This is a genomic window from Novosphingobium aeonii (assembly GCF_052279045.1).
Taxonomy (GTDB): Bacteria; Pseudomonadota; Alphaproteobacteria; order Sphingomonadales; family Sphingomonadaceae; genus Novosphingobium.
Genome location: NZ_CP176832.1, coordinates 3,069,821 through 3,095,570 on the forward strand (window position 1 = coordinate 3,069,821; position 25,750 = coordinate 3,095,570).

17 protein-coding genes and 2 pseudogenes are annotated in these 25,750 nt (G+C 65.2%); 9 read left to right on the plus strand and 10 right to left on the minus strand.

The features are described from left to right. Positions 1–87 precede the first annotated feature (87 nt). The gene (locus tag ACLIMP_RS14690; RefSeq protein ID WP_443478169.1) at positions 88–1,461 is read right to left on the minus strand and encodes a glycoside hydrolase family 27 protein; all 1,374 of its coding nucleotides are present in this window, start codon (positions 1,459–1,461) and stop codon (positions 88–90) included. Positions 1,462–1,586: 125 nt separating this feature from the next. On the opposite strand from ACLIMP_RS14690, the pseudogene greB reads away from it, so the two are divergent. The 3 genes and pseudogenes from greB to ACLIMP_RS14705 form a co-directional block, all read left to right on the plus strand. Then, positions 1,587–2,063 (plus strand): annotated as a pseudogene (gene greB, locus ACLIMP_RS14695) (transcription elongation factor GreB); the annotation flags it as partial. A 216-nt stretch (positions 2,064–2,279) separates the two neighbouring features. Further along, a pseudogene (locus ACLIMP_RS14700) lies at positions 2,280–2,651 on the plus strand (TPM domain-containing protein); the annotation flags it as partial. A 41-nt stretch (positions 2,652–2,692) separates the two neighbouring features. Continuing rightward, positions 2,693–3,205 (plus strand): hypothetical protein, encoded by a 513-nt coding sequence (locus tag ACLIMP_RS14705; RefSeq protein WP_324696413.1) that lies wholly within the window; start codon positions 2,693–2,695, stop codon positions 3,203–3,205. A gap of 73 nt (positions 3,206–3,278) precedes the next feature. On the opposite strand, the gene ACLIMP_RS14710 is transcribed toward ACLIMP_RS14705, so the two are convergent. Then, positions 3,279–3,959, minus strand: coding sequence for an outer membrane protein (locus ACLIMP_RS14710; RefSeq protein ID WP_054435839.1), 681 nt, complete (start codon positions 3,957–3,959; stop codon positions 3,279–3,281). 329 nt (positions 3,960–4,288) lie between these two features. Between ACLIMP_RS14710 and rlmN the strand changes: the two genes are divergently transcribed. Beyond that, positions 4,289–5,563: a 23S rRNA (adenine(2503)-C(2))-methyltransferase RlmN gene (gene rlmN / locus ACLIMP_RS14715; protein ID WP_324699067.1), complete on the plus strand. Its 1,275-nt coding sequence runs from the start codon at positions 4,289–4,291 to the stop codon at positions 5,561–5,563. Positions 5,564–5,722: 159 nt separating this feature from the next. After that, a complete protein-coding gene (locus ACLIMP_RS14720) occupies positions 5,723–6,649 on the plus strand; it encodes a formylglycine-generating enzyme family protein (protein WP_324699068.1) in 927 nt (308 codons plus the stop codon). Positions 6,650–6,706: 57 nt separating this feature from the next. Here the strand turns inward: ACLIMP_RS14720 and ACLIMP_RS14725 are convergent, their stop codons facing one another. The 4 genes from ACLIMP_RS14725 to ACLIMP_RS14740 form a co-directional block, all read right to left on the minus strand. Further along, positions 6,707–7,447, minus strand: coding sequence for a LuxR C-terminal-related transcriptional regulator (locus ACLIMP_RS14725; protein ID WP_054435814.1), 741 nt, complete (start codon positions 7,445–7,447; stop codon positions 6,707–6,709). A gap of 1,280 nt (positions 7,448–8,727) precedes the next feature. Next, positions 8,728–9,411 carry a PIG-L deacetylase family protein gene (locus ACLIMP_RS14730; protein ID WP_054436306.1) on the minus strand — a complete coding sequence of 228 codons (684 nt, stop codon included), beginning with the start codon at positions 9,409–9,411 and terminating at the stop codon, positions 8,728–8,730. A 3-nt stretch (positions 9,412–9,414) separates the two neighbouring features. After that, on the minus strand, positions 9,415–10,320 hold the full coding sequence (locus tag ACLIMP_RS14735) for a methionyl-tRNA formyltransferase (protein WP_324696419.1): 906 nt from the start codon (positions 10,318–10,320) through the stop codon (positions 9,415–9,417). A 39-nt stretch (positions 10,321–10,359) separates the two neighbouring features. Next, positions 10,360–11,649, minus strand: a complete 1,290-nt coding sequence (locus ACLIMP_RS14740) for a glycosyltransferase family 4 protein (RefSeq protein ID WP_185996871.1) — start codon at positions 11,647–11,649, stop codon at positions 10,360–10,362. Positions 11,650–12,019: 370 nt separating this feature from the next. On the opposite strand from ACLIMP_RS14740, the gene ACLIMP_RS14745 reads away from it, so the two are divergent. Genes ACLIMP_RS14745 through ACLIMP_RS14755 form a run of 3 tightly spaced genes read left to right on the plus strand, consistent with a single transcriptional unit; the run spans position 12,020 to position 16,243 of the window. Then, complete coding sequence (locus ACLIMP_RS14745) at positions 12,020–14,119, plus strand: nucleoside-diphosphate sugar epimerase/dehydratase (RefSeq protein ID WP_324696422.1); 2,100 nt, start codon at positions 12,020–12,022, stop codon at positions 14,117–14,119. A 13-nt stretch (positions 14,120–14,132) separates the two neighbouring features. After that, positions 14,133–15,398, plus strand: coding sequence for a DegT/DnrJ/EryC1/StrS family aminotransferase (locus ACLIMP_RS14750; RefSeq protein WP_324696424.1), 1,266 nt, complete (start codon positions 14,133–14,135; stop codon positions 15,396–15,398). Further along, the gene (locus ACLIMP_RS14755; protein WP_054436311.1) at positions 15,395–16,243 is read left to right on the plus strand and encodes a sulfotransferase family protein; all 849 of its coding nucleotides are present in this window, start codon (positions 15,395–15,397) and stop codon (positions 16,241–16,243) included. Before ACLIMP_RS14750 ends, ACLIMP_RS14755 begins: the two co-directional genes overlap by 4 nt. Before the next feature lie 4 nt (positions 16,244–16,247). Here the strand turns inward: ACLIMP_RS14755 and ACLIMP_RS14760 are convergent, their stop codons facing one another. The 4 genes from ACLIMP_RS14760 to ACLIMP_RS14775 are packed head-to-tail and all read right to left on the minus strand — an operon-like array spanning position 16,248 to position 23,352. Then, positions 16,248–16,544: a DUF1294 domain-containing protein gene (locus tag ACLIMP_RS14760; protein WP_185996867.1), complete on the minus strand. Its 297-nt coding sequence runs from the start codon at positions 16,542–16,544 to the stop codon at positions 16,248–16,250. 13 nt (positions 16,545–16,557) lie between these two features. Then, positions 16,558–17,439, minus strand: coding sequence for a transglutaminase family protein (locus ACLIMP_RS14765; RefSeq protein ID WP_185998706.1), 882 nt, complete (start codon positions 17,437–17,439; stop codon positions 16,558–16,560). Further along, positions 17,439–19,949, minus strand: coding sequence for a circularly permuted type 2 ATP-grasp protein (locus tag ACLIMP_RS14770; protein ID WP_420719846.1), 2,511 nt, complete (start codon positions 19,947–19,949; stop codon positions 17,439–17,441). Before ACLIMP_RS14770 ends, ACLIMP_RS14765 begins: the two co-directional genes overlap by 1 nt. A gap of 4 nt (positions 19,950–19,953) precedes the next feature. Continuing rightward, positions 19,954–23,352 carry a transglutaminase family protein gene (locus tag ACLIMP_RS14775; protein WP_324696430.1) on the minus strand — a complete coding sequence of 1,133 codons (3,399 nt, stop codon included), beginning with the start codon at positions 23,350–23,352 and terminating at the stop codon, positions 19,954–19,956. 182 nt (positions 23,353–23,534) lie between these two features. On the opposite strand from ACLIMP_RS14775, the gene ACLIMP_RS14780 reads away from it, so the two are divergent. Then, positions 23,535–25,703, plus strand: a complete 2,169-nt coding sequence (locus ACLIMP_RS14780) for an RNA degradosome polyphosphate kinase (protein WP_420719887.1) — start codon at positions 23,535–23,537, stop codon at positions 25,701–25,703. Positions 25,704–25,750: the final 47 nt, after the last annotated feature.

The following is a 25,750-nucleotide window of genomic DNA, read 5'->3' on the forward strand; positions in this document are numbered from 1 at the left end:
TGCGCCGCAGGGAGCGCAAAACGTCAAGCCGCGCGCGACTCTGACATTTTGAGGGTCTGGGGGATCATCTCCCAGAACTTCCTCTGTTTAAATGCCCTTCACCCTGAACAGCCCCGCCCCATGCGAAGCAAGCCGCGCCGAAAAGCGCCCTTCGACCTGGCCAAGGTCCTTGCCCTCCCACAAATCCCGCACCGAAGCTCTCCGCCCGAGACCAAGCAGCGAGAGCGCCACGCCCACCTCGCGCGGCTGGTCCGCTACGTTGAACAGCGCCACGTAGCGATCCGCCCCGCCCTCCGCGCGCGCGGTCCAGACCTTGGTGCCGTCATCGAGGAACAGCGGCGCGTTGTCGGTGCTTGACTGGTTCACCGCCAGCACCTCGCGGTTGGTCAGCAGCGCCAGTGTCGGCGCGTCGAGGTGGCGCAGGTCGCCCCCCATGATGAGCGGCGAGCGGGCAATCGACCAGAGCGTCATCAGCGTGCGCTGTTCGTCGGGGGTGAAGCGGGTGTCGCGGTCTCCCAGCGCGAGGCGGCCGAGGGGGAGCATGTCGGCATCGGGCCAGAAGCCGGGACCACGGAACGGCGTCCAGTTTTCGAGGCGGGTGAACTGGGCGTGGAGCTGTGCCCATTCGTCCCAGAAATCGTCGGAAATGCGCCACATCTGTGCGTGCTGGCGAACGTGGGCACCGCGCAGGACCGGGGTCTCGCCGGGGGAGAGGCTGAGCACGATGGGTCGGCCGCAGCGGGCGATGGCCTTGGCAGCGGCCTCGATCTCGGGCGCGTGGGCATCGTATGGTCGGCTCATGTCGTCCATCTTGACGAAATCGACGCCCCAGGAGGCATAGAGTTTGAAGATGCTGTCGTAGTATTCCTGGGCGCCGGGCTTGCTCATGTCGACGCCGTACATGTCGGGGTTCCACGAGCACACGCTGGAGGTGTCGGCGATATCCTGCGCGCGCAGCTTGGTGCCGAGCACCGGAAGGTTGAGCTTCACGGCGTGGCGCGGGATGCCGCGCATGACGTGGATGCCAAACTTCATGCCCATGGCGTGGACCTTGGCGGCCAGCGGCGCAAAGCCCTTGCCGCCTTTTGACGACGGGAAGCGGTTCGGTGCGGGGATCATCCGGCCGTGAGCGTCAAGCGCCGGGACCGGGTTGGCGTTGTAGGTGTAGCTCCTGGCCTCCGGCTCGTACCACTGGATGTCGACGGTGAAGACGTCGTAACCGAAGGGCAGCAACTTGGTGCGCATGATCGCTGCGGTTTCGAGCGCCTGCGCCTCGGTAATGGTCCCGGCGAAGCTGTTCCAGCTGTTCCAGCCCATCGGTGGGCGCGGGGCGAGCGCGGCGCCGGGCGCCGGTTCGAGGATCGCCTGCGGTGCGCCGTTCTGGGCGCCGGCCTTCGCGGCGAGCCCGGCCAGCGGCGCGGAAGCGGCGGCGAGCAAGGCAGTGCGGCGTGAAATATCCATCTTGATCCTCAATTCCCGGTACGTCATTCGCCGCTCTTTTGTCGGACTAATAGACTTCGCGCAAGCCGGTGACGAAGCGGATCAGGGACTTGGCCGGACCGGCAATGCTTTATAAGGATCTCGTCATGAAACCTGCCGGTCCTCCTATCTCGCCTTCAGGCATGGCCGCGCTGCGTGCCCGCTACGACCACCTGCTCGGCAAGGAACGCCCGGAGATCGTCGAGATCGTGTCCTGGGCGGCGGGCAATGGAGATCGCTCGGAAAACGGTGACTATCTCTACGGCCGCAAGCGCATGCGCGAGATCGACCGAGAACTGGGCTACCTCGCCCGCCGCATGAAGGCGCTGCGGGTGGTGAACCCGGCGGACCAGACCGAGCGCGGCAAAGTGTTCTTCGGCGCCACGGTTACCATCGCCGACGAGGACGACAACCACAAGACCCTCACCATCGTCGGCGACGACGAGCAAGACGCTGCCAAGGGCCGGATCGGCTGGAGCGCGCCGATCGCCCGCGCCCTGCGCGGCGCCGCCGTGGGCGACCTGAAGATGGTGCGCCTGCCTTCCGGCGAGAAGGAATGGGAAGTCATGGAAATCGAATACCCGCAAGCCCGATCGTGCCGGCAGCTTGACGGCTGCCTCTGGCCCGATCAGAATTTCTTCATGAAATTTCGCGGCTTCGCTGGCCTCCTCCTGGGTGCGTCCCTGCTCATGACCCTCGGCTGCAAAGGCGATGCCGATGCGACGGGCGCGCCCTTTGCCGCATCGACCGAGCAACCCTCCGGTGCGCCGCTGACCCTGCAAGGGCGAGTGAACGATGCCGCCGGAGCATTGACATCCGATGCCGAGGAACGCCTGACCCGCCTGTCCGAAGCTCTCGAACGCACCACCGGTCATCAACTCGTGGTCGTGACCACACCGTCGCTAGGTGAAAAGACGATCTCCGATTACACCCGGGAACTCGGCAACCGCTGGGGTATCGGCCGGAAGGGCGTGAACGATGGAATCATCGTGCTGGTCGCGCCTCGGGAACGCGGCGCAAGGATCGAGATCGGCAAAGGCATGACCGAGCAACTTCCCGATACGGTTTGCAGTGAAATCATGGAGCAGGAGATGGTGCCGCATTTTCGCAGAGGCGACTATGACGGCGGCCTGGAGGCTGGCGTTTCGGCGCTGATCGCCCGTCTTCACTGAGGCTTTCGGGCGTGCCGCTTTCGTGCCATGAGCCGCCCTCAATGCCTGTCATCCGCTTCCACCACCTGGCCGCCGCCGCTGCCTGCCTCGCTCTGGCCCTGCCCGGTGTTCCGGCGCTCGCACGCGAAAGTCTGGGAATCTACGCCAGTTGGGGGGCATTTCGCGACCCGGTGATCCCGCGTTGCTATGCCATCGCCATGGCCGAACCCAGCACGGCGGCGCGGGAATACCAGCCTTTCGCGGCGATCGGCACATGGCCCCGGCGCGGCGCGCGCGGGCAAGTGCATTTCCGGCTGTCGCGCCGGATCGCGCAAGGCACGCAAGTCACCCTTTCGCTGGGCGGACAGCGCTTCATCCTCGCTTCGGGTGAAGGCGATGCCTGGGGACGCGACGAGCAGGACAATGCCGCCATCGTCGCGGCCATGCGCTCCGCCCCGCGCATGACCGTCACCGCGCGCGACCGGCAGGGCAAACGCTTCGTCAATGCCTGGCCTCTTTCGGGTGCGGCCTCGGCGATGGACGCCGCCCTGATCGGCTGCGCCAAACTGCCATAGGCCGGCTCCGCCACCGCAACGAAAAAGGGCGGGAGCTTTCGCCCCCGCCCTCTCTCCTGCATCTAGATGCGGCTCAGAAGCGAACGCCGACGCCGGCCATGACCTGATGACGGTCAGTGTCGAGGTTGAAGCGGTTGCCGTCCGGAATGTCGCCGGTGTAGTCGAGTTCACCCTTCTCGTAGTTCGAATAGCGGTATTCGAGCTTTACGAAGGCGTTGTTCGTGATCGCCTGCTCGACACCCGCGCCGATCCGCCAGCCGTCGGCATCGATATCGCGGTTCGTCTCGACCGTGCCGACCGCGTTGCGCACGTCGAACTTGGCATTGGTGTAGCCGCCCTTCGCGTAGATCATGGTGCTGGGGGTGACGACGTAGCCGACGCGGGCGCCGACGTAGAGGTCGCGGTTGGCCTTGACGTTGCCGATGCCGAAGCCTTCGAAATCGCCGTCGTTGAACTTCGTCTTGGCGGTCGACCAGGTCACTTCGGCTTCCGGACCGAAGACGAGGTTGCCCGAGCGGAAGTCATAGCCGGCGCCGACGCCATAGGCGAAGCCGTCGATCGACTGGTCGTTGTCGACATTAACGTCGTCATCGACGCTGCTGCCGGCCTTAGTCACATCGTAACCGGCGAGCGCCTCGACGTGGAAGCCGGAGAAAGGCTGGGCCGGGCCGGTATCCTGCGCCATGGCGGGAGCCGATGCGATGGCGGTACCGGCAGCGGTTCCAAGGGCGAGGCAGACGAGAATCTTCTTCATGGGATGCTCCATTCTTGTTTTCTCGGGCGGGCATCCGTGATGGCGACCGGCCCGTCCGGACTGGTCAAATGATCGTCATGGGGGCTCGGTTTCCTGAACCTAACACAACGAAAACACTGATGTTTTTCGGTCACACTTGATCGACGGAGCGCCCCCGGCAAGCGCCCGGCGGCGGGAACCCGGCAAGCTTTGCGGCAGTTCGCGCGAGCCCCCATGCGCGCGCATCTTCCGTTTTTATCCCGGATGCACTATATGCCCGCCCAATCATGACAGACGCGACCCACACCCTTTCCGGCGCCACCGGCCCAGTTTCCCATTCCGGCGCCCCCATGCCGATCCCGGGCCATATCGACCCCGTGCCGGTGCCCCGCCCCAACCTCGTCGAAGGGGTCACGCCGCGCGAGGACGGCCGGCTGGACCTGATCGGCCTGCAGAAGAAGCGGATCGCGGAACTGTTCGAAAGCGCCGGGCTTGACGCGAAGGCCGCAAAGCTGCGCGCCAAGCAGGTCTACCACTGGCTTTACCACCGTGGCGTCACCGAGTTCGAGGCGATGACCGACATCGCCAAGACCATGCGCCCCTGGTTGGCAGAACGCTTCGTGATCGGCCGCCCGGAAATCGTCGAAGCCCAGCACTCCAGCGACGGCACCCGCAAGTGGCTGCTGCGCACGGCGGACGCCCATGATTTCGAAATGGTGTTCATCCCCGATGCCGATCGCGGCACGCTCTGCGTGTCCTCGCAGGTCGGCTGCACGCTCAACTGCCGCTTCTGCCACACCGGCACCATGCGCCTCGTGCGCAACCTGACGGTGGGCGAGATCGTCGGCCAGGTCATGCTGGCCCGCGATGCGCTGGGCGAATGGCCCAAGGGCCGCATGGACTTCAGCTTCGGCGACGGGATCGACGGCGCGGATGCGGCTGACGACGAAGAGGAAGGCAGCTACACTTCGGACGGCCGCCTGCTCACCAACATCGTGATGATGGGCATGGGCGAGCCGCTCTACAATTTCGACAACGTGCGCGACGCGCTCAAGCTGGTCATGGACGGTGACGGGCTCGCGCTTTCGAAGCGCCGCATCACTCTCTCCACCTCGGGCGTGATCCCGCAGATGGCCCGCTGCGGCGAGGAAATCGGCGTGAACCTGGCCGTCTCGCTCCATGCGGTAACCAAGGAAGTCCGCGACGAGATCGTGCCGGTCAACAAGAAGTACGGCATCGAGGACCTGCTCCAGGCCTGCGCCGACTATCCCGGTGCCTCTAACGCGCGCCGCATCACGTTCGAATACGTGATGCTCAAGGACAAGAACGACAGCGACGCCGACGCGCACGAACTGGTCCGCCTGCTGAAGAAGTACAACCTTCCGGCCAAGGTCAACCTGATCCCGTTCAACCCCTGGCCCGGCGCGCAGTACGAGTGCTCGACGCCGGACCGGATCAGGACGTTCTCGGACATCGTGTTCAAGGGCGGCATCTCCGCGCCGGTCCGCACCCCGCGCGGACGCGATATCGACGCGGCCTGCGGCCAGCTCAAGACCGCCGCCGAAAAGAAGAGCCGCGCCGAACTGGAACGGCTCTACGCCGAGAAGGAAAAGGAACTCGGCTGAGCCGGCGTCGATCCGCACCGTCTCCCGGCTCGCTTTGACAATACGCATTTGGCGTGGGGTCAAAGCGAACCTAGAGAGGACAGAGATCGACAGAGAGGCTCCTGAATGACCCAGATCCTGCCCCCGACTTCGGCCGAAGTCGGCGAGCGCCTGCACGGCATGATCCGCGTGTCCGGCGGCACCTTCACGATGGGCTCGGAAAGGTTCTACCCCGAGGAAGCACCCCTGCGGCGAGTCACTGTCGATCCTTTCTGGATCGACGAAGTGCCCGTCACCAATCGCGAGTTCGCCCGCTTCGTCGAGGCGACCGGCCATGTGACCGTGGCGGAGATCGCCCCTGATCCCAGGGACTATCCCGGCATGTCGCCGGAAATGGCGCAAGCCGGATCGTTGGTTTTCCGCAAGACCGCGACGCCGGTGGATACGGCCAATCCCGCCAACTGGTGGAGCTTCGAATTCGGCGCCTCATGGCGCTATCCCCTCGGACCGGGCAGCGATGTCGATGCGCTTGGTCTTTGGGATCATCCGGTCGTCCATGTCGCCTACGCCGATGCCGAAGCTTATGCGCAGTGGGCGGGCAAGGACCTGCCGACAGAGGCCGAGTTCGAATTCGCCGCCAGGGGCGGTCTCGAAAACGCCGACTATGCCTGGGGTGACGAACTCGCGCCCGACGGCAGGATGATGGCCAATTACTGGCAGGGCCTGTTCCCGTTTGCCAACCAGTGCCTCGACGGCTGGGAGCGCACTTCGCCGGTCCGGTCCTTCCCCGCGAACGGCTACGGCCTTCACGACATGATCGGCAACACCTGGGAATGGACGCGCGACTGGTGGGCCGAGCGCCCGGAAGCGCCGAAGAAATCCGGCGGTTCCTGCTGCGCCTTGAGCAATCCGCGCGGCGGCAAGCTCAAGGACAGCTTCGACCCCGCCCAACCGCTGGTGCGGATCGGGCGCAAGGTCATCAAGGGAGGGTCGCACCTCTGCGCGGCGAACTACTGCCAGCGCTATCGCCCCGCCGCGCGCCATCCCGAGATGATCGACACGGCCACGACGCATATCGGTTTTCGCTGCGTGGTTCGGGAAAGCTGAAGCCTCCGGTTTCGCGGAGGCAGCAGGCCGGGGCGTTACCCCCGGCCATGCTCGATGTCAGCGTGCCAGCGCCAGTGACACCGGAGCGCGGCTGACTTCTTCGACAGGCACGTAATCCGCCGTTTCGCGGAATTCGCCGACTTGCGTGATGACACCCTGGTTCACCGCCCAGATTGCCGCCTGGGTCCGGTTCTGGACCATGAGCTTGCGCAGGATCGCCTTCACGTGGACCTTCACGGTGGCTTCGCTGATGTCCAGCCGATAGGCGATCACCTTGTTGGGATAGCCCATCACAAGGCAGCGCAGCGTATCGATTTCCCGTTCGGAAAGCAGTTCGCTGAGCTGAACCTGCACTTCGGCCTGGCCTTCCGACATGACCTGCTTTTGCGGCAGGTGCTGAAGCAGGGCGCTGGGCAGTACCTTTTCACCCTGGTTAACCAAGCGAAGGGATTCGATGAGCGGCTCGGAACCGATCTCCTTGAGCAGATAGGCATGAGCGCCAAGCTGGAACGCTTCCACCATCTGGCCGAATTCGAATTCGTCGGCCAGCAGCACGGCGCGCATGTAGGGATGCCGATCCTTCAGCGCCGGCAGGCTCGCCAGCAGGTCCCCACAGGTCCCCATGTCAAAAATGGTAAGGCCTATCGGAAGGCCGATCTCTCCGGCGAGAACGTCATCGCAGTCCTTGAAGAACCGTGAACACCTGAACTCGCAGGTATTCAGGATCTTGCAGATTCCCTCTCTGACAAGGGAATTGAAGCCGACAATCGTCACGCAGACTTCTTCGAAATTCGCCATCGTCTTTCTCTCCTTGAATGCGGAAATACGGACGACCCAAAACGTCTTATTGATTTTTTTGAATTACCCTGACGTAACCCGGATGCAGGAGGGAACATCAAGATCTCGATACCTCGAAATCCTGAAATGAACCTTTACGTGACAATCACCGGATGAACAGACCGAGTGGTCAGCCCCCTTGCGTGTCCCCCTTTTAGCCCCACACCATTAGGTACACCACCTTAGAACATATCCTCGTCTTTAAGTCGAGAGGCCGACAGGCGACCTTACCGCTCCGTAAGGATAAATCGTATATTCTTAAAAGAGGCGTATGTTCAGTATGATAACGCCCCTTTCGGAAAGTTCATTTGGCTAGGTAACACGCGAACCGTATAATTCTGGTACAGCCTACCCCGAAAGAGGTATAAAAGATATAAACTCACCCATTTCAATATGTTAACTTTGCGCGCTGTAAATTGCGCAACCGTCAATCGACACAAAGGTGAATCACCTTCAAGTTCGATGGGCGCCATCATCCGGGATCGCAGCCGGAAATCGGCAGTTTCAGCAAGGCGACTCGGGAATGTCCGGCCTTCTTCCCTCACAAATTTCGGTGCTTGCGCGTATTCGGGCCATCCGCCGCAAAGCCACCAATCGATGCGTTTGCACGCACGCAAGGCCGGCCGGGGCCATGAACCTGCCCGCGGCACCGCCCATCGCCCGAATCCCGTCAATGCCCTGCGGATCGAACAGGCCGTCACCTTACGGGCTGACCGATCGTCAGCTAACGAAGCGCGTCGGAGGTAGCGAAAATCGTTGGCGGGCCACGGTAAATCTCCGTCCCGAAGGCTTCTGGAGGCCCCCATCCCGCAAGCGGACGACAAAGCAGCCGCCCCGGCTACGCTGATTTTTCCAAGTAATGACCGTAATAGATACTCATTACATGACGACTGTCCAAAACGGGTACTTCCGAATACACCGGGATACCTGAAGCGCTGCCTGAAAAATCCGGTTCTTGCGAAAACCGGAATCGCCGTCTGCATCCGCCCCCGGAAGGCCAGGCGGCGTGTGACAAGAAAACGCAGCCGTGACCGGGCCGTTACGACCCAGGCGGCGTGGACGAATTCGGCCTAGGGCGTAAACTCATAAATGGCACCATCGAGGTTTGAGGCAAAATGGCTCAGCGCAAGAAGGGAAGGCGCTGGAATATGTCGATATTTCAAGCCTTCCCGACGCTGCGATGGGCCATTTTGGTCAAATCCATCCGGGACACTCGCAGGCGTGATTAACAGGTCCTGCCCCTAGCGCTCGATCGCGCGCACGAGGATGAAGCCTTCCGCCGCTTCGCAGTAGACGGTCGAACCGCGCAGACGGGCCAGCGCCTCGATCGTGATGAGCGAACGCTCGTCGGGAAAGGGGCGGACCTGGCTTTCGAACATCGCAAAGGCATCGAGCTTGCGTTGCAGCGTGCCGGATATGTCGATGTGCACGTTGGGCACGAAAGGCGGCGTCATCGGCGCCGCGTACCAGTTGGTTTCGGACAGCGTCTCGTAGCAGAGCACCCGTGTCGGCACTTGCCGATCCCGCGGCCGCGCCGCCACCATCGAGGCGAGGAAGGCGAGCTGGTGATCCTGATGGATGTCTCCCAGAAACGGCACGAAGAGCGTGTCGGGCTGCACGTCCCGCACGATCCGGCAGAATGCGGCGTTCAGTTCCGCGGCCGGAACGATGTCGAGCGAGGCGGCCGGGAAATCCAGCATATGCGTGCGGCTCACGCCGATATGAGCATGGGCGCTGCGCATTTCCGCCTGCACTCTCGCCACGCCGTCGGCAGCGAAGGCGGGCGGGCGGCCGCTGGTGATGACCGCCACCTGCACGTCCAGCCCTTCCTCGACCATCCGCGCCATGGTGCCGCCGCAGCCGAGGATTTCGTCATCGGGATGCGGCGCGATGACAAGGACTTTTCCATAGTGCTGCAAAGCCAAGCGCTATCCTTTCAACACGGCGTGAAGCGCAGGCGGCCTGCCCTCCGCCACTTCCCAGTCGACCAGTTCGATCAGGCCCTCGCCGGTCTGCACGGTCAGTACCCCGCCGCCGTTCGCCATGACCTGCCCGGGAAGGGCATGATGCCGCTCCCCGCCCGAAACCGGGCGCGATGACCAGACGGTGATCCTGCGCCCGGCGACATGGGTGAAGGCCCCCGGATAGGGCCGCCCCACCGCGCGGATCAGGCGGTCTATCGCCGAGGCCGGCTGGCGCCAGTCGATCAGCCCGTCCGCCTGGGTGCGCTTCGTCGCCCATGTCGCATAGCGCTCGTCCTGAACCTGCCTCGGCTGATCTCCCGCCGCCAGCACCGGCAGCACCGCGCGCAGCATCGAACGCAGCGCCGCCATGTGCTTGTCGTAAAGCCCCTGCGCGGTCTCGTCCCGCGCGAGATGGAAGTATTGCTGGGCAAGGATGTCGCCGTCGTCCGTGCCTTCGGCGATCCAGAACAGGCTGGAGGCGGAAATCGGCTCGTCGAGCAGGATCGTCCAGGGGATCGCCGCCCGACCGCGCAGACGGGGAAGCGGTGCGGGATGATAGCCGATGGCCCCCTTCGCCGCGATCGAGAGGAATTCCGGCCCGCATATCTGCGACCAGCCGACCACGAAGACATAGTCCGGCGCCTCCGCGCGCACCATGTCCAGCACTTGCGGATCGTTGGTTCGCGCGATGGGAGCCAGCCGCACCCCGTGCCGCCCGGCCAGCACCGAAAGATCGACGATGTCGGAATGCCGCCCGTGAAGCTCGGGCGGCAGCGTGCCGATCATCGTCAGCTCCCATCCCGGTACAGCGACCAGTTCCTCCACCAGCACTTCGGTGCTGCCTACTGCGCCGATTACGACTGCCTTCATCGTCATGACCTTGCGCCCCCGCTCGATCCCGGTCGAAAATTAGCTGGCGATCGCCCGTGAAGTCGCCGCATCGTGCATTCCGGCCGGGCTGCGCGGCAGATCGTCCAGCGGGTCGGGCGCCTCGTGCAGCGTCGCGGGTTCGTTCCAGGGTTCGCGCAGGAGGTCCATCTCGTCGAGCAACTGATGATTGACCTTGCGCACATCGTAGATTTTCTCGACGAGATCGCGCGAACGCGCCGCCATTCCCGCCACCAGTTGCGGAGCATCGACGAAGCGCTGCATCGCCGCCCGCAGAGCGCCGGCGTCGCGCGGCTTCACCAGGAAGCCGTTCTCGCCCTCGATCACCGGCTCCCGGCAACCGGGCATGTCGGTGGTGATGATGGGGCGCCCGGTGGCCATCGCTTCGAGGATCGTGCGCGGCAGCCCCTCGCGATAGTAGGACGGCAGCACGAAGACGGAGCACCCGGCGAGATAGGGCCGCACGTCGCTGGTTCCGGGAATGAACTGCACCGGGAACTGCCGCGCGAGGCGGGCGCATTCCACTTCGTCGATCCCGGTCGGATTGTCCCGCTCGTAATGGCCGAGCACGCAGAATTCGACGTCCGGATGGTCCAGCTTGATCTGCCTTGCCGCCTCAGCGAACTCGTAGATGCCCTTGTCGCGCATGAGCCGCCCCACCAGCAGGAAGCGAAGCCGGTTGCGCGGCAGCGGTTCGAGGTGGAACCTTTCGAGGTCGATACCGGAGCCGGGAACCTGGACCACGTTCTGGCGCGGCGTGACGATACCCAGGTCGATCATGTCCTTGCGGTCGTCGGCGTTGAACACGAAGACGCCGCGCGACCGGCGCACGGCCTCGCGGTAGAGCCGCGCCACCGCCCAGCGCAGCGCCTTGCCGGCGCCGCTCCCCTCGCTGAACACATAGCCGAGTCCCGACATCAGCGCGAAGAAGCGCGGGACGCAGAGCATCCGCGCGGCGATGCCGCCGTAGATGATCGGCTTCTGCGTATAGGCCAGAACGAGATCGGGCTTCTCCGCGGTCATCAGCCGCAGGTAAGCCGAAAGGAGGCTCGCATCCTTCACCGGATTGGTCCCCGTCCGGGCCATCGGCACGATTCGCAGGCCGACCCCCCAGGCCGAAAGGTCCGCCTCGACCGCCGGGTTCCGGTCAGGCGCCACCGCAATCACGTCATGCCCGTTCGCTTTCAGTTCGCGCAGCAGCGCTCCCCTGAAATTCGTGAGCGAATAGGCGAGACTGGACAGGACAAGTACCTTCATTGCGTAATCGAGCCCCAGGCTGACGGACGGTGCCGCTGCGGCGGGTCTGCGCAAGCCCCTCCCCGCGTGACCACCCGTCCTTGTCGACCGAATGATGGCCCCCGGGCCGCTGACCGCAAGCAACCTATCGGCTGATAGCCCATAGAGATGACTGGCGGCGATTAAGGGAGGGGCGGGAACCGGGACTGGCGCTCCATTGGAGGCATAGTTCTGCCCGACAGTCGAAATCGCCCCCTATTCGCAAGAGCCCCGGCAATTACGGCTGATGACTTCATGCACAAGTGCGCGGCCCGAGAATGGTCAATAGATCATGAACGACATGAGGCCCGACTGGGCAGTGGTACGTTTTCTCGCCGGGAAAAACCGCGCGTCACGCCAATACGGCCAAAACAAACGCGGCCGAACAAACGCGAAGGTCGAAACAATGAACCAAACCGCCGCGGGGGCCAGCGCCTCGTCGATGTCCTCCGGTTCCGCGAACAAGTTCCTCCGCGTGCGCAAGTTCGGCTCGTCCGAAGCGCGGTCGCGATCGTCGATCACCCAGTTCAGCCTGCGGCGCGCCTTTCGCAACACGGTGTTGATGACGATCGATTTCGTGGTGGTGGCCCTGACCCTGGCCCTCGCGTTCGAACTCATCGGCAAGACCGGCTTTCCCAAGTCCGACGGCCATCTCGGCGCAATCCTGTCGTTCGGGCTCGTGGTGGTGGGGGTGTTCTACACGGCGGGTCTCTACCGGCGGAGCTGGCGCTATTTCAGCTTTGCCCACGCCATCCAGCTGGCGATGCTGACCGCACCGTCCTTCGCGCTGGCCTGGGTGGCGATCCTGCTGGTTCCCGGCGTCCGCGCCGAGCATGGCCAGCTTCTGCAGATCGCGCTGGCACAGTGGCTGTTCGCGATGTCCGCGCTGTTCTTCGTGCGCGGCGCCCGGCGCGCCCTGCGCGAGAAGCTGACGCAGGGCGCCAAGGCGCTGCCCGCCTTTTCCGACGGCAAGAACCTGCGCGGCGCGCTGCTGGTCGGCTCTCCCGACTGGGTGCTCTCCATCATCGAGATGCTGAAGCGCGAATCGACGCCCAGCCTGTCGATCTGCGGCATCCTGCTGCCTTCGGTGAACGACACGCTGCTGCAGATCGCCAGCGTTCCCGTACTCGGCAGCCACGACGATCTTGCCCATGCCGTGGAGACGCTGGACCTTCAGGGACGGCGCCCATCGCTGGTGATCGCCTGCGACGACGGCACCGACCTTTCCAACCGCGAAATGGCGCGCCTCACCTCGCGCGCGCGCAATCTCGGCCTCGAACTCTCGCGCATTCGCGATGGCTGGAGCCATATCCTCCAGCGGAACCACGGCACATCGCCGGACGAGCTTTCGGTGAAGGACCTGCTTGGCCGCAGCGAATTCACGCTGGAGGGAGAGCAGATCACCAGCCAGATCACCGGCAAGTGCGTGCTCGTCACCGGCGCGGGCGGCACGATCGGCGGTGAACTGTGCTGGCAGCTCGCCAGCTTCCGCCCCTCGCGCCTCGTGCTGGTCGAGCATAGCGAATACCACCTCTACGCCATCGAGATGAAGCTGCGCGAGCAGTTCCCCGATCTCGATGTCCAGCCGGAGCTCTGCAACATCCGCGAGCGGGACGAAGTGCGCCGGGTGTTCGAGAAGCACAGGCCGGTGATCGTCTATCACGCCGCCGCGCTCAAGCATGTGCCCATCGTCGAGGCCAGTCCCTGCGCCGGGGTGCACACCAATATCCTGGGCACCCGGATCGTGGCCGATGCGGTCTGCGAATTCTCGGCCAAGGCGATGGTGCAGGTTTCCACGGACAAGGCGGTGAACCCGGTCGGCATGATGGGAGCGACCAAGCGCGTGGGCGAGCTTTACAGCCAGGCGCTGGACATGTGCGGGGTGGACGATGCCGATGCGCCGCGCTTCATGACCGTGCGGTTCGGCAACGTGCTGGGATCGAGCGGCTCGATCGTGCCGCTGTTCCACCGCCAGCTGCGCGAGGGGCGGCCCCTCACCGTGACGCACCCCGATATCGAACGCTTCTTCATGACCGTGCGCGAGGCGGTCCAGCTTATCCTGCAGAGCAGTTCCGCCGCGCTCAGCCAGAACTCCCAGCGCGGCACGATCTTCGTGCTCGACATGGGCAAGGCGGTGCGGATCGTGGACCTCGCCTACCGGATGATCCGGCTCTACGGGCTTCAGCCGGAGATCGACGTGCCGGTGGAATTCGTGGGCCTGCGCCCCGGCGAAAAGCTCTACGAGGAGCTGTTCGACATCTGCGAGGAACAGCTTCCCTCCGGCATCAAGGGCATCTTCGAGGCGCAGTCCAAGCCGATTCCCCTGCCCTTCATCTCCCGCAGCATCGACCGCCTCGCCCGCGCGGTGGAGCTGGGCGACCATACCGAGGCGCGCCGCATCACGCATACCCTGGTCAAGGTGCCGAGCGGAAGCGCGGGGTTCGAGGTGATCGAGAATGAAAGCCTGTCCGCCCCGCGCGGCGCCGGCGAACCGCTGAAGGCCTGAGGAGATGAAGCCGGTGAACCTTGCGTCCACGCCCGCATTGGCTCCGATCGAGGAACCGTCAGGCGGCCGTGCCGGAAGCGCCGGGGCCGCTATCCGGCCACGGCCGGTGCACAGCCGCTGGCCCCATCACGAACCCGACGAGATCGAGGCCGTGGCGCAAGTGCTGCGGTCCGGCAGGGTCAACGCCCTTGTCCATGGCACCGAAAATCGCGCGTTCGCAGCGGAATTCAGCCGCTTCATCGGAATGCCGGAAGGCATGTGCATCGCCAACGGCACGCTCACTCTCGAAGTGGCCCTGCGCGCGCTGGGGATCGGGCCGCGCGACGAGGTGATCGTTCCCGCGCGCAGTTTCTTCGCCACGGCAAGCTGCGTTCTGGCCGTGGGCGCGATCCCCGTCTTCGCCGATGTCGATCCGGTAAGCCAGAACATCGATCCCCGTTCGGCCGCGCGGCTGGTGAATTCCGCCACGAAAGCGATGATCTGCGTCCACCTTGCGGGCTGGCCCTGCGACATGGACGCGCTTGCGGAGCTTTGCGACACGCATGGCCTGCACCTGATCGAGGACTGCGCGCAGGCCCACGGCGCAACCTGGCGCGGGCGTCCGGTCGGCTCCTTCGGGGCGGCGGCGTCCTTCTCGTTCTGCACGGACAAGATCATGTCCACCGGCGGCGAAGGCGGCCTCCTGCTGTTTCGCGATCACCCGACATGGCTGCGCGCCTGGGCCATCAAGGACCATGGCAAGAACTACCTCAAGACCGTGGACGGCGGCGGCACGCCGGGCGCCTTCCGCTACGTTCACGACACGCCGGGCTCGAACTACCGGATGACGGAGATGCAGGCCGCGCTGGGCCGCTGCCAGCTCGCCAAGCTGCCGCGCTGGCTCGAAGCGCGGCGGCGCAATGCGCAGGTCCTGCTCGATCTCCTGGTGCAAGTGCCCGGCATCCTCCTGCCTGCCGTGCCATCCGAAGCCGGCCATGCCTGGTACAAGTTCTATGTCCAGCTGACGGACCCCGACGATATCGTGGAGGAACGCCGCCGTCTCGTGCTGGCGGGGCTGCTGGCGCGGGGAATCCCGGCGGGAAGCGGATCGTGCCCCGACATGAGCCGCGAGCACGCCCTTTCCGGCATCCCGATCCGCCGCGACGGGGGGCTGGGCAACGCGATCGGCCTGGGGAGACGGACGCTGATGTTCCCCGTCGATCACACGCTGAACACGGCAGACATGGAGCGCATCGCCGAAGGGCTGCGCGAAACGATGATGGAGACGAAAGCGCAATGAAGGCTCCCAGCTGGCATCCCGATTTCATCGTCATCGGCGCGGTCAAGGCTGCCACGACCTGGATACAGGCGCGCCTTCAGGAAAATCCGCAGATATTCATGCCCGACCCGGAACCCCATTACTTCAGTTCCGGATTCGATCACGGCGAGCAATGGTATCGCAGTTTCTTCAGAGACCGGCCCGAGACCGCGGAAGTGATCGGCGAGAAGTCCGCGGACTATCTCGCCCATCCGCTCGCCGCACACCGCATTGCCCAGACGCTCCCCGAGGCGCGGCTGGTGCTGCAGCTTCGCAACCCGGTGGCCCGTGCCTATTCGGACTACAAGATGTTCTTCCGCCGGGGACAGGCGAAAGGCCCGCCCGAAGATTACCTCCAGGGCGCCGAATCGCCTTATCCGCGGTTTCTGGAAGACGGCCTCTACGCCCGCCACTTGTCCCGCTGGTTCGACCTGTTCCCCCGCGAACAGATCCTGATCTACCTTTACGAAGACGTGGCCGTTCACCCGCAGCGGATCGTCGAGGCGGTCTCGGCGCATATCGGCGTCGCCCCGGTGTTCCGGAAGGAAGCCGCGGCGGAACGCGAGAACAACAGCCAGGCCGCCATCCTGCCGCTGCCGCTCCGCAAGGCGCTGGCGCCGCTCAAGGACAGCGTGCGCCCACTGCGCGGCAAGCAGGTGTTCGAGAACGTGCGTTCCCTGCTGGCACGCGAGATAACCTATCCGCCGCTCAGCCCAGCCCTGCGCGAACGGCTCACCGATTACTACGCCCGCGACATCGAGACACTGGAGGCGATCTGCGGGCTCGACCTGTCGCGCTGGAAGGCCACGGCCCGGAACACCGCCTGACCGCTCAGAGCCCCGGCAGCAGACCGTTCACGGCAAGCAATCCGGCGACCAGCGCCGTTACCTGCACGCCCACGATCAGGCGCAGGCGGTTAACGAATGGCTGCTTGCGTGTCTTGTGCCGCAGCATCCGCCGCGCGATCAGGGCCCCGGGGGAGCCACCGATCGCGGCATATGTGAGCAGCTTGGATTCCGGCACCCGGCGACCGCCACGGATCGCCCGCTCCTTGTCGAATGCGAAAGCCACGAAAGCAATGAAGTTCACGGCTCCAAAATAGAGCCCCGCCAGATCAGCCTTGTCCATCCCGCCGCCCTTCTCAATTCAGCGGTGCCACGTCCACCGAGAAGAACATGTTCTGCTGTGACGATCCCCTGAAAGTACCGTCCAGCGGTGCCACGTCCGAGTAATCGCGCCCCATGCCGATGAAGATATGGTCGGCATCGGCCAGCATGTCGTTCGTGGGATCGAAGCCGACCCAGCCCAGTTCCTCGCCGCACCACAAGTTGACCCAGGCATGCATGGCGTCCGCCCCGACCAGCCGGTCCCGGCCCGGCGGCGGCAGGGTGCGCAGGTAGCCGCTGACGTAGGCCGCCGGAATCCCGTGCGCGCGCGCGGCGATGATCATGATGTGGCTGAAGTCCTGGCAGACGCCGTGGCGGGCGTGAAAAGCCTCGATGGGGGGCGTATCGGCGGCGGTCGCCCCGGAATCGTAGGCGAACTGTCCATGGATCGCCGACATCAGCGCCCTGCCGGCTTCCATGACCGGCATCGCATCGTTGAGAAAGCCGCTGGCCCAGAGCGCGATGTCACGCTCCGGCGCGGCAATCGGCGAGGCGAAGATGTAGGACGCGGGGCCGCGCGCCGAGAGATCGGGCTTCTTCATCGCCCGCTCCCGCAAGTCGGCAAGCCCCGGCCCGCTCGATCCGGTGACGAAGAACGGCAGCGGCTCGCGCTCGACGATGAAGCGGCTCTCGATCCGAAGCTGGGCTATCGGCTTGCGCAACGCGAAGCGCGCCTCGTTGATGTAGTAGCCGCCTTCGCCGTCCACCACTTGCGCCGGCTGCGGATCGACGGTGAGCCGGTAGTCGCTCACCACCTGCCCGGGCCAGGCGGCGGGGCGCAGGCGGATGTTGAACTGCGCAAGCTGCACCGGCGCTGCATATTTCAGCGTGGTGAGGTGGCTGACCGAATAGCGCATCACAGCAGGGCCGTCCGTTTCTCCGCCTCGTCCGCCTCGAACTGGAGGAAATAGCGCGACGAGATCGCATCCGAGAGGCCGAGCAACTGCCCCTCGATCCCGGCCAGCCACTGCGAACCGGTATCCTGCGCATTCGCCGCCTGGACCTGCCCCAGCAGCGCGCGGGCAAGGCGCATCGGCGGTTCGGGCAGATTATCGTCGCGGACGCTCGGCAAGGCGGCCAGATGCTCGACGATACCGGCGATCTGGAACACCAGCGCACGGGGATTGTCGGGATCAAGCAGGACGAGATCGCGCACCGGCCCGGCCATCGGCCCGGTCAGGTAGCGTGTCCGGTAGATGATCTGGCTGTCGCACAGGTCCAGCAGGACACCGAGCGCGCCGTCTTTCTCCCCGCCCTCTTCCAGCTCGCCAAGTCGGCGCACCATGCGGCAGATGCCCTGCGCCCGCTCGATGCGCTGGCCGATTTCCAGGAACCGCCAGGCCGCGGAGCGCACCATGTTTTCAGAGACGAGACCCGAAAGCGCGCTGTAATGCTCCGTCAGCATGCGCACCGCCGCGAGCAGCGTGGCCGGACGATGGATATCGACAGGCGGCATCGGACGACTGACGAGCCGCCAGAAATCACGCGCGAAACGCTCCCGCAGGGACAGGCCCACGGCCTGGCGGCGGCGCATCAGCGCCGTCACGCCGCCGGGAAGCTGCGCTTCGACAAGGGCGGCTGCACAGATCGCGGCGGCCGGCCGGGTGGCCGCCGAGCGCGGGATCACGGCGCCCTCCACCAGCAGTTCGACCAGCGCGTTGGACACGCCGATCCGGTCGCTCACGCCGCCTTCGACCTCCACCGAACCGTCGAGCAGGGCGCGCAGCACCCGTGTAACGTACTGCGCCCGTTCGTTGTAGCGGCCGAACCAGTAGAGGTTGTCCGCCGCCTGGCTGGCAAGGATGCCGCCCCCGCGCGAGATCGGCGGTTCGTCGATGACACGGGGAACCTGGGCCGCATCCGGCGGCCGGTCCTCGATCACCCAGACGTCTGCCGAAAGATCACCCTCGCCCATCAGCGATGTCGGCAGCGCCTTGCCCGAGGAGAGGCGCGCGAACCCGCCGTGCATGACCGTCCAGTCCCCTTTCGCGTCGCGGGCCACGAAAGCGCGGACGGTGAAGGGGCGCGGTGCCAGTTCGCCATTTATGATCGCCGGGGTGGTGGAGAGATGCACGATCTCCTGCCCGCAATAGTCCATCGGCCGCCGGGAAAGCGCCTCCAGCAGCGCGGCCCGTTCGGCGCCTTCCAGTTCGGCCCCGGCCACGGGTTCGCGCCGCGCCAGCCCTTCGACCGGCTGGCCGAAGGCGGGAACGAGCGCAAGCTGGTCAAGCCGGGACGCCACGATCGCGCTCTCGGTCGCCTGTCCGCACCACCATGTCGCCACGTTCGGCAGCAAGGGTTCCTCGCCCAGCAGCACCCGGCAGAGACGCGGCAGGAATGCGGCGAAAGCGGGGCTTTCCAGCACTTCGGTTCCCGGCCAGTTGACCATGCCGACACCGCCCCCTGCCCAGGCCTCGAACAGGTTGGCCACGCCGAGTTCGGACTTGGCATCGAAGGAAAGCGGATCGAGCGCGGTGGTATTGATCCAGCGCCAGATCGCATCGACCCGCTTGGGCCCCGCGATGGTGCCGACCCAGAGCCGGTCGTCCATCACCGAAAGGTCCCGGCCTTCCACCAGCGGAAAACCGAGATAGCGCGCCAGATGGGCCTGTTCGGCATATGTCTGGTTGAACCGCCCGGCGGTAAGCAGGGCGATGCGCGGCGAATCCCGGCCGCAGGCGGCGACCATGCCCTCCCGCATCTGGTCGAAGAACTCGACGATGCGGCGCACGTGGCTCTCGGCCAGAAGGTGCCCGCCGGTCCGGGTCATGGCGAGACGGTTCTCCAGCGCGTAGCCGATCCCGCTGGACATGCGCACGCGGTCCTGCAGGACCCGCCACTGGCCGCGCGGGCCGCGCGCGAGATCGGCGGAATAGACCTGGATATAGCGCCCGTCGCGCGGGGCACGGCCAAGCATCTTGCGCGCGAAGAACGGGCTCCCCGCGATAACGGCGGCCGGCAGGTGGCCGTCCTTCACCAGCTGCTGGGGTCCGTAGATGTCCGAGGCGAGACGCTCGAGCAGGTTCGCCCGCTGGACGAGGCCGCGCTCGATCCCCGCCCATTCGGACGCGCCGATCACCAGCGGCATGGCGTTGAGCGGCCAGTCCCGCTCCTCCTCGTCGCCAGTGACGCGGAAGGTCAGGCCGAGATCGGCGGCATGGCGCGTGACGGTGTCCTGCAGGACGGCGGGATCGCCCTCCGCCAGCGCCGAGAGGCCGGAAGCCACCGCGCGCCAGTGTGCCGCGACCGGCTCGGCCGCGTCGCCGAACAGGTCGCCGCCGGTCACCGCCACCGGATAGGCATCCAGCCAGCCCGTCGCGATTTCGGTCAAGCCGGCCGGCGGGCTGGAGGGCGGACTTGAGGACATGGCATCAGACTACGCGCGGCGGGCGGCGAAGGTCCAGCGAATACGGGAATTCGCCCGGTGCTTCTTCCGGCGGCACCGCCAGGGGCCCCGGAGAATGTCCGTGCGGCTGGAACCGCGCCTTGCGCCGGGCTTCGGCCTCGTAGCCGTTGATCGGCACATCGTCGTAATTGCGGCCTCCGGGATGCGCGACGTGATAGACGCAGCCTCCCAGCGACCGATTGTTCCACAAGTCGAAGATGTCGAACGTTAGCGGGGCATTGGACGCCAGCATGGGGTGCAGGCACTCGGCCGGCGCCCACGCCTTGTAGCGCACACCGCCCACCCCTTCGCCCGGCCCTGTCACGGTCAGCGGCACGCGCCGGCCGTTGCAGGAAATGACGTGGCGGCCGGGCACCAGCCCCGTCGCCCGCACCTGCAACCGTTCGGTCGAACTGTCGACATAGCGCACCGTGCCGCCGATCGCCCCGGTTTCGCCAAGGACGTTCCAGGGTTCGAGCGCATGGCTGATTTCAAGGCTCACGCCCCCGCCTTCCACTTCGCCGTGGACCGGGAAACGGAACATGCGCTGCGCCTCGAACCAGGCCGGATCGAACCGGTATCCCGCCCGCGAAAGGTCGCCAAGCACGTCGAGGAAATCGGCCCAGACGAAGTGGCCAAGCATGAACCTGTCGTGGAGCTGCGTACCCCAGCGCACCAGCGATCCGCCCTGCGGTTCCTTCCAGAACCATGCCGCAAGCGCACGCAGCAGGAGCTGCTGCGCCAGGCTCATCTTCGCATCCGGCGGCATCTCGAAGCCGCGGAACTCGACAAGGCCGAGACGCCCGGTCGGCCCGTCAGGGCTGAACATCTTGTCGATGCAGATTTCGGTGCGGTGCGTATTGCCGGTGACATCGACCAGCAGGTTGCGGAACAGGCGGTCCACCACCCAGGGCGGCGGAAGGTCGGCTTCCCCGGCTCCGGGAACCGGGCCCTGCACCTGCGCAAGCGCGATTTCGAGTTCGTAGAGCGCGTCATGCCGCGCCTCGTCGATACGGGGCGCCTGGCTGGTCGGGCCGATGAACAGGCCCGAGAACAGATAGCTGAGCGATGGGTGGCGCTGCCAGTAGGTCACGAAGCTCTTGAGCAGGTCCGGCCGGCGAATGAACGGGCTTTCGAGCAGGCTCGGCCCGCCCAGCACGATGTGATTGCCGCCGCCCGTGCCGATCGAGCGACCGTCCACCATGAACTTGTCGGCAGTCAGCCCCACTTCGCGCGCGCAGTCGTAAAGGGTTTCGGTGATTTCCACCGTCTCTCGCCACGATGCCGACGGGTGGATGTTCACTTCGATCACGCCGGGATCGGGGGTGATCTTCAGGACCTGCAGGCGCGGATCCGGCGGCGGCGGATAGCCTTCGATCCGGATCGGCATGCCGTGGGTCTCTGCCACCACCTCGACTGCGGCCACGAGTTCGAGATAGTCCTCCAGCCGCTCGGTCGGCGGAATGAACACCGCCAGATAATCTCCGCGCGGCTCCACGGTGATCGCGGTGCGCACCGCACCCTCGATGATCTGCTGCTCGACCACGTCCTGTGCGGCGTGGCCTCCTTCGGCCTGCTCCACCTGCTGCACGCGCAGACCATGGCGATCGGCGGCAGCTTCGCGCGTGTCATGGCCGCGCTCGACCACCTGCTCCCGGAAATCGGCAAGCGGCGAGCGCGGCTCGGCCGTATCGCGGGGGTGGATATAGGGATAGTCGGAAGGCGGCACATAGGGCAGCGATCCCAGCGGAAGCCGGTAGCCCAGGGCCGAATCGCCCGGCACGGCCGTCAGCACCTCCTTGCGTACCCGCCAGCGTTCGCTCTTCCAGCGCGGCACCGAAAGATCGGCCGCATTCCAGCGCTGCACCGGCAGGACATAGCCCACCGCCTTGTCGAGCCCGCGCCGGTAGGTCCGCACGAAACGACGGGACAGTTCCTCGTCATCGACCTTGGGATCGAGCGGGGTGACGTTGAACGGAAGCTCCGCCTCCTTCTCCGCCCATTCCCCGGTATCCTCGTAGACCGGCTGGACGAAGGCCTGCTCCACGCCCAGCCCCCGCGCCGTCTCGCGCAGCAGCGTCTCGGCCACGGCGACATCGACGGTCGGCACGGGTTCCGCCTCTGCATCCCGGGCGCGTGGCTTCTCGTCCGCGATCAGCGAGGGGTCGCGCCAGATCGGCGTGCCGTCCTTGCGCCAGTAGATCGAGAATCCCCAACGCGGCAGGCTCTCGCCCGGATACCACTTGCCCTGCCCGTAATGCAGCAGCGATCCCGGCGCGAACTTCTCGCGCAGAAGGCGGATCAGCTTGTCCGCATAGGCCGCCTTGGTCGGGCCCACGGCATCGCCGTTCCATTCGCCCGCCTCGAAATCGGTATCGGCGATGAAGGTCGGCTCCCCGCCCATCGTCAGATTGGCGCCGGCAGCGTCAAGGTCCGCATCCACCCGGTCGCCCAGGTCGAGCAGGGCCTGCCAGCGCTCCTCGGTGAAGGGCTTGGTGATGCGTACTGCCTCGGCAATGCGGCTTACGCCCATCTCGAAGTGGAATTCGACTTCGGCCGGCTCCGCCATGCCTTCGATCGGCGTGGCGGACCTGTAGTGCGGCGCCGCGCAGAGCGGAATATGCCCCTCTCCCGCGAACATGCCGGAGGTGGCGTCAAGCGCGATCCAGCCCGCGCCGGGCACATAGGCTTCGGCCCAGGCGTGAAGGTCGGTCACGTCCTCCATCACGCCCTTGGGGCCGTCCTTCGGGATCACGTCGGCAACGAGCTGGATCGAATAGCCCGAGACGAAGCGCGCCGCAAAGCCGAGGCGGCGCAGCAACTGCACCAGGAGCCAGGCCGAATCCCGGCATGAACCGATACCGGCGCCCAGCGTTTCCTCGGGGGTCATGACCCCTGTTTCCATGCGGATCACGTAGCCGATGCGCTGCTGCAGCCTGTGATTGATATCGACGAGGAAATCGACCGTGCGCCCCGAGTACCCGGCGTGGGAGGCCACCAGCGATTCGAACAGCTCGCCCTGCTCCTCCACCTCGAAATAGGCGGCGAGGTCCAATTTCAGGGTTTCGGGATAAACGAAGGGATAATTCTCCGCCTCCGGCTCCACGAAGAAATCGAACGGATTGATGACCGCCAGTTCGGCCAGCAGATCCACTTCGATCGAAAAATGATCGACCGGATCGGGGAACACCACCCGCGCCTGCCAGTTGCCATGGGGGTCCTGCTGCCAGTTGAGGAAATGTTCCGGCGGACTGATCTTCAGCGAATAGTTGGGCACCGCCGTGCGGCTGTGCGGCGCCGGGCGAAGCCGGATCAGCTGGGGACCGAGGCGCACTCGCCGCGAATAGCGGTAGCGCGTGAGATGGTGGAGGGCCGCCTTTATCATCGAAAGCGACTGTGCTTGAAACAATGCTGCACTGCAACGATGTTCCAACGATTGACGCCCGCATGACGATGAAATTGCGTATAAGACAATATTACCCGAGGATCGTCGTGATTGCCGCCAAACTGTCATCGTGGCATGCAAGGGCAATCGCCTAGGACGGAGCAGACGTGAAAACCAAGGATATGCTCGAAATTCGCGAAACACCCGAAGAACAGGAAACCTGCGAGATCGCGCAGCTTTCCACCCTGCCCGCCCGCTTCTTCAATCGCGAGCAGAGCTGGCTCGCGTTCAACGAACGCGTTCTCGCCGAAGCGACCAATCCGAACTATCCGCTGCTCGAACGACTCCGCTTCCTGTCCATCTCGGGCAGCAACATCGATGAATTCCTGATGGTGCGCGTCGCCGGGCTCGCCGGCCAGGTGCGCCGCCAGATCGAGGAAATCTCGATCGACGGCCTCACCCCGTCGCAGGCCATCGCCGCAACGCACGAGAAAGTGCTGCAGCTCGAACAGATCCAGCAGGAGACCTGGGCGGGCCTGAAGGTCCAGCTTGCCGAGGAAGGCATCCGCGTCATCGGTGACGGGCGCCTCGATGCCGAGCGCGAGGCATGGCAGCGCGAGTATTTCCTCGAACATGTCATGCCGGTCATCACCCCGCAGGCGATCGACCCGGCGCACCCTTTCCCCTTCGTGGCCAACCAGGGCATCGGCGTGCTCTTCGCGCTGACCCGCCTTGCCGACGATGCGCCCGTCATGGAAATGGTGCTGATACCCGCGCCGCTGCCGCGCTTCGTGCGCATTCCGGGCGAGGAAGCGGCCTGGATCTCGATCGAGGACCTGATCTGCCGCAATGCCGACCAGCTGTTCCCCGGCTTCGGGGTGAACGGCCACGGCGTGTTCCGCATCCTGCGCGACAGCGACATCGAGATCGAGGAAGATGCCGAGGATCTCGTGCGCTATTATCGCACCGCGATCCAGCGCCGCCGACGCGGGCTCGTGATCGTGCTCCAGCTGCAGGGCGCCTTCGATCCCTCGGCCGAGGAACTGCTGCGCAACCAGCTCGGCCTCGACAAGGCGCTCATCATGAAGACCGAGGGGCTGATCGGCTTCTCCGGCCTTTCCGTGATCTGCGACGAGGACCGCCCCGAGCTCAAGTTCGAACCCTATACCCCCCGCTATCCCGAGCGCATCCTCGAGCATGACGGCGACATCTTCGCCGCCATCCGCGAGAAGGACATCGTCGTCCAGCACCCCTACGAAAGCTTCGAGGTGGTGATCGACTATCTGCGCCAGGCCGCCCGCGACCCCGACGTCGTGGCGATCAAGCAGACGCTCTACCGCGCGGGCAAGCAGTCCGCGATCATTTCCGCGCTCATCTATGCGGCCGAACAGGGCAAGTCGGTCACGGCCGTCGTCGAGCTGAAGGCCCGTTTCGACGAGGAGCAGAACCTGCTCTGGGCCAGCCAGCTCGAACGTGCGGGCGTCCAGGTGATCTACGGATTCGTGGACTGGAAGACGCACGCCAAGGTCTCGATGATCGTGCGCCGCGAAGGCGATGGCTATCGCACCTACTGCCACTTCGGCACGGGCAACTATCACCCGATCACCGCGCGCATCTATACCGACCTGTCCTATTTCACGGCCGATCCCGCGATCGGCCGTGATGTGGGCAAGCTTTTCAACTTCATCACCGGCTATGTCGAACCCAAGGTGACGGAGTGCCTGTCGATCTCGCCGATCTCCCTGCGCTCGACCTTGTACGAATGCATCGACGGCGAGATCGAGAATGCCCGTGCCGGCAAGCCCGCCACGATCTGGGCCAAGCTCAACTCGCTTACCGACCCGGACCTGATCGACCGGCTCTACGCCGCCAGCGAGGCCGGCGTGGAGATCGACCTCGTGGTGCGCGGCATCTGCTGCCTGCGCCCCGGCATCACCGGCCTTTCCGAGAATATCACGGTGAAATCCGTGATCGGCCGGTTCCTCGAACATTGCCGCATCTGGGCCTTCGCCAATGGCGCCGAACTTCCCAATCGCCGCGCCAGGGTCTTCATCACTTCGGCCGACGCCATGAGTCGCAATCTCGACCGCCGCGTCGAGGTCATGGTGCCGATCACCAACAAGACGGTGCACGATCAGGTGCTCGATCAGGTCATGCTGGCCAATCTGCTCGATACCGAACAGTCATGGATCCTGCATCCGGACGGCACCTCGGAACGGGTGGGCGAGAGCGACAACCCGTTCAATCTCCACCGTTATTTCATGACGAACCCGTCCCTCTCGGGCCGCGGCGCTTCACTCGCCAGTGGACGAAAGGTACCAAAGCTCTCGCTAAGACGCGGTAATATCTGACATAGGGAACGCAGGTCGCCCGGAACCCGGGCCTATGCGATACGTCT

What these genes read in the sequence shown, in the direction of transcription:
- ACLIMP_RS14690 (WP_443478169.1), bottom strand. Translation starts at nt 1,461, where the DNA reads ATGGATATTTCACGCCGCACTGCCTTGCTCGCCGCCGCTTCCGCGCCG.
- ACLIMP_RS14705 (WP_324696413.1), top strand. Translation starts at nt 2,693, where the DNA reads ATGCCTGTCATCCGCTTCCACCACCTGGCCGCCGCCGCTGCCTGCCTC.
- ACLIMP_RS14710 (WP_054435839.1), bottom strand. Translation starts at nt 3,959, where the DNA reads ATGAAGAAGATTCTCGTCTGCCTCGCCCTTGGAACCGCTGCCGGTACC.
- rlmN (WP_324699067.1), top strand. Translation starts at nt 4,289, where the DNA reads ATGCCGATCCCGGGCCATATCGACCCCGTGCCGGTGCCCCGCCCCAAC.
- ACLIMP_RS14720 (WP_324699068.1), top strand. Translation starts at nt 5,723, where the DNA reads ATGATCCGCGTGTCCGGCGGCACCTTCACGATGGGCTCGGAAAGGTTC.
- ACLIMP_RS14725 (WP_054435814.1), bottom strand. Translation starts at nt 7,447, where the DNA reads ATGGCGAATTTCGAAGAAGTCTGCGTGACGATTGTCGGCTTCAATTCC.
- ACLIMP_RS14735 (WP_324696419.1), bottom strand. Translation starts at nt 10,320, where the DNA reads ATGAAGGCAGTCGTAATCGGCGCAGTAGGCAGCACCGAAGTGCTGGTG.
- ACLIMP_RS14745 (WP_324696422.1), top strand. Translation starts at nt 12,020, where the DNA reads ATGAACCAAACCGCCGCGGGGGCCAGCGCCTCGTCGATGTCCTCCGGT.
- ACLIMP_RS14755 (WP_054436311.1), top strand. Translation starts at nt 15,395, where the DNA reads ATGAAGGCTCCCAGCTGGCATCCCGATTTCATCGTCATCGGCGCGGTC.
- ACLIMP_RS14760 (WP_185996867.1), bottom strand. Translation starts at nt 16,544, where the DNA reads ATGGACAAGGCTGATCTGGCGGGGCTCTATTTTGGAGCCGTGAACTTC.
- ACLIMP_RS14765 (WP_185998706.1), bottom strand. Translation starts at nt 17,439, where the DNA reads ATGCGCTATTCGGTCAGCCACCTCACCACGCTGAAATATGCAGCGCCG.
- ACLIMP_RS14770 (WP_420719846.1), bottom strand. Translation starts at nt 19,949, where the DNA reads ATGTCCTCAAGTCCGCCCTCCAGCCCGCCGGCCGGCTTGACCGAAATC.
- ACLIMP_RS14775 (WP_324696430.1), bottom strand. Translation starts at nt 23,352, where the DNA reads ATGATAAAGGCGGCCCTCCACCATCTCACGCGCTACCGCTATTCGCGG.
- ACLIMP_RS14780 (WP_420719887.1), top strand. Translation starts at nt 23,535, where the DNA reads ATGCTCGAAATTCGCGAAACACCCGAAGAACAGGAAACCTGCGAGATC.